Annotated in this window: 3 protein-coding genes; 1 reads left to right on the top strand and 2 read right to left on the bottom strand. The window is 42.9% G+C overall.

All coding sequences use genetic code 11. The annotated features are described in order from the left end of the window. Positions 1–187: 187 nt before the first annotated feature. The gene (locus U9Q77_06025) at positions 188–1,327 is read right to left on the bottom strand and encodes an ATP-binding protein (protein ID MEA3286915.1); all 1,140 of its coding nucleotides are present in this window, start codon (positions 1,325–1,327) and stop codon (positions 188–190) included. 486 nt (positions 1,328–1,813) lie between these two features. On the opposite strand from U9Q77_06025, the gene U9Q77_06020 reads away from it, so the two are divergent. Then, positions 1,814–3,061 (top strand): T9SS type A sorting domain-containing protein, encoded by a 1,248-nt coding sequence (locus U9Q77_06020; GenBank protein MEA3286914.1) that lies wholly within the window; start codon positions 1,814–1,816, stop codon positions 3,059–3,061. A 223-nt stretch (positions 3,062–3,284) separates the two neighbouring features. Here U9Q77_06020 and U9Q77_06015 read toward each other — a convergent pair. Beyond that, positions 3,285–3,473, bottom strand: a 189-nt coding sequence (locus tag U9Q77_06015; protein ID MEA3286913.1) for a hypothetical protein, incomplete at its 5' end; no start/stop codon positions are given.

Below are 3,473 nucleotides of genomic sequence, written 5' to 3'. Positions count from 1 at the left end.
GGGTTATAAAAACCTTAAAAAAGGAGGGCTTTAGCCCAACAATACTGGGCTAAAGCCCTAGGTAATAGTAGGTTATCATACCCCCAAGCTAAAGCATGGGGTAAGCGTTGTCCTTATTCTCACACAGCCTCTATACCCTTATATCCCTGACATCCTCGTCTCCAGGTACGCATTTAGGGGAAGAACTTTAATTATTTTCCAGCAGAAACTCATCATAATTATCAGGTGTGATGGTTCGTTTTGTTTTTAAATCGTAGGCATTGGTAAATGTTTTTGAGAATTTCCCTTTTTTTCTGGGGTTCCATTTGAATTCAAACGCTGACAATATTGCCTGGTTGTCTTCCTCGATGAGGTCGATTTCCTGTTGTTGGGTTGTTCTCCAGAAATATGCAGAAACAAAGTTTTCGTTGGCAGCATGCATTTTTAAACGCTCCGACATACAGTAGTTTTCCCATAATGCTCCGACATCAGTTCTCGTTTCAATCTCAGAGAAGTTGTTAATGACAGCGTTTCGAATGCCATTGTCAAAAAAGAAGAATTTGCGTCCCTTTTTTATTTCATTCCGCAAGTTCCTCTTTAATGCTGGTACCTGAAAGATGATGAAAGCTTTTTCAAGCAGATCAATATATTTTTCAACAGTAAGTCGGTCAGCTCCCACAAGTCGAGCAAGTTCAGTACTGGATATCTCAGAGCCAATCTGGAAAGCCAGAGCTTTTGTGATTTTCTCCAATAGTTCAGGCCGGGCCACTCCAGGAACGCCTACAAGATCTTGGTATAAATAGGTACCGCTGATCAGTTTGAGTGCATCAATCTGAGTATCGGGTTGATTAACGATATTGGGATATGATCCAAAAATTAAGCGATTTCCTAATTCCCGCTTCTCAGTGAGACAATTTGTATGAGTTACAAGTTCCTGAAATGAGAGGGGATACATATTCCATTGCCATGCTCGTCCTGTTAATGGTTCTTGTATGGTTTGCAGCAGCTCGAAAGATGAAGACCCCGTGGCAATCACCTGGATGTCATTTAATCGATCCACACAAATTTTTATTGTGAGACCGATATCCGGAATCCGTTGAGCTTCATCAATAAAGAGGACTTTGTGATTTCCAATAATCCTGATGAGGGCATTGATATTGGTATTACTGAGCAGTGAACGAACATCAGCATCATCTCCATTAAGGCTGAGGACATCTTTCCTGGACTTCAGGAGTAGCTGTTCAACCAGGGTTGTTTTACCCACTTGTCTTGCTCCCAGGATAATGATGGCCTTACCGCCAAACATCTTTTTCTGAATAGAGTTAATCATACTGCGCTGAATCATCATCACTCACCTCCGATATCATATAAACATAATAATATATGAATAGAATCACATAAAAACATAATAATATGATATTAACAAATACTTCGCTCTTCTTCTGAGTCTACATTCTTGGCTAAGCTTGGCGATCAGGATTAACCGTGGTTCTTTGCCACAAAGGCATCTAAATGGTGCATCGAATCCCTCGACAGGTCTACGCTTCTACAGCCAAAGCTCAGGGGCCACTTGTCGAAATGACACGAAGATAATTTTAAGGTTGCTGGCTATGTCATCCGTATTTCAATATATTTTCTGATTTGGAAATTCAATACCTTCTATCTAGCCCACTTTAACTCAAAAAAGATTCCTTGCATTTCCTCCCTCCACAGGTGATCTTATTTCTGCTTTTTAGTGGTCGCTAACCACCCCCCTAATCACAAATCTACAAGTATTTTTTAAAAGACAGGTTTCAAACCTGTGTATTATTTCCTATGAAAAAAATGGAGGGTTATGATGATGTTTAAGGCTACAGTTCTATTATTAATGAGCATCCAACTGATAATAGGTGCTACTATTTGGACTGAAGATTTTTCGGCAGGATCCAAATATTCTGTTACGCTTGGTGGGGAGGGTCACGATGGTTCAAGTGATTATTTTATCAGGACAGATGATGATACTGGGCACAATATCGGACCCTCATACACTGGAACTGCTGGTTTTTTCTTTGCGGGACAAGATATTGATGATGGTGGTTGGACTGGCAGTGCAAACCCCTCTCAACTTACCTGGAGTGGCATTAATATAGATGGGGTTACTTCTTTAGGGTTTGAGGGCAAATTTGCATCTATAGCTACAGACAAAATTGATAATGCTGACTATTTGTTGGTTGAATATAGAATTGATAATGGTAGTTGGGTTAATCTCATTGCATTTGAAAATGATGGTACTCAATACAATACGTATTTTTTGGAAGATACAGATTTTAACGGGGATGGGGAAGGTAGTCAGTTGGGGAGTGCCATGCAGAACTTTACAAAGAGCATAACCTCAACTGGATCCAGCCTAGACTTGAGATTCACTGCTGCCATAGGTAGTGAAGGAGAAGACTGTGCTATCGAGGATTTTTTAATTACCGGAACAGACAGCTCTCTCCCCGTGGAACTCTCGGCTTGGCAGGCTACTTCAACCAAGGGTCAAGTGGTTCTAACCTGGACCACGGAATCTGAGATCGAGAATCAGGGTTTTATTTTAAGCAGAAGTCAGAATTCAGAATCCGGTAGTCAGGAGTTGGCCTTATTCTCAACCCATGATGCGTTACTGGGACATGGTTCAACCACTGCTCGCAATACTTATAGTTATACGGATAAGGATGTGATAGTTGGACAGACCTATACTTACCAACTTTCTGATGTGGACTATCGCGGGGATGTGACCAAACACTCTGAAATCAGCGTGACAGTCAGGGCCGCCGAGCAGGAACTGAAACCCACTGAATTGACCCTCCATGCTGCCTATCCCAATCCATTCAATCCAGAATTAACTGTATCGTTCACAGTTATGGGGGAGACGTTGCATGCAACGTCTCTACAGGTGTTTGATGTCAATGGTCGTTTTGTTGAGACCCTTTACGATGGTTCCACGGATGCAGGTATGTATACTGTAAAATGGAATGGTGACAAACATCCATCAGGTATTTATTTCATACGTCTGTCTTCAGGGAATGATGTCCAGATCCAAGGGGTGACTTTGCTGAGATAGATATTTCAACAGTTTGTAATTCAAAAGGGGTGGTGCCACGGTGTCTACCCCTGTTTTTTGTTGAACCATTAGATGCGCAGATATCTCCAGTAGCGTTATACCAGAATGCAATGTTCCCACGCAAGGACCTGGAGTGATTGCGTAGCAATTGTGTTGAAGGGACCGGCCCTTCGATACAATCTTCGCTTCACTCAGATCACTCCCGTCTTCGCCCATCCCGATTTTATTTGTCAACTATATGGGCTATAGGCAGGGCTACGCCGGGCAGGCAGGATCCGGTAACCTCCCAACCCCTAACCCCCAACTCCCAACCCCCAACCCCCAACTCCCAACCCCCAACTCCCAACCTCCAACCCCCAACCCCCAACCCCCAACCCCCAACCCCCAAACCTCCAAACCTCCAAACCTCCCA

It is taken from the genome of Candidatus Neomarinimicrobiota bacterium (assembly GCA_034716895.1).
Taxonomy (GTDB): Bacteria; Fidelibacterota; UBA8477; order UBA8477; family JABMPR01; genus JABMPR01.
The sequence above is the reverse complement of the archived record's forward strand: the minus strand, read 5'-3'. Positions and strand labels throughout refer to the sequence as shown.

Excerpts from the sequence above, each read along its gene's own strand:
- U9Q77_06025 (MEA3286915.1), bottom strand. The coding sequence starts at position 1,327 with ATGATGATTCAGCGCAGTATGATTAACTCTATTCAGAAAAAGATGTTT.
- U9Q77_06020 (MEA3286914.1), top strand. The coding sequence starts at position 1,814 with ATGATGATGTTTAAGGCTACAGTTCTATTATTAATGAGCATCCAACTG.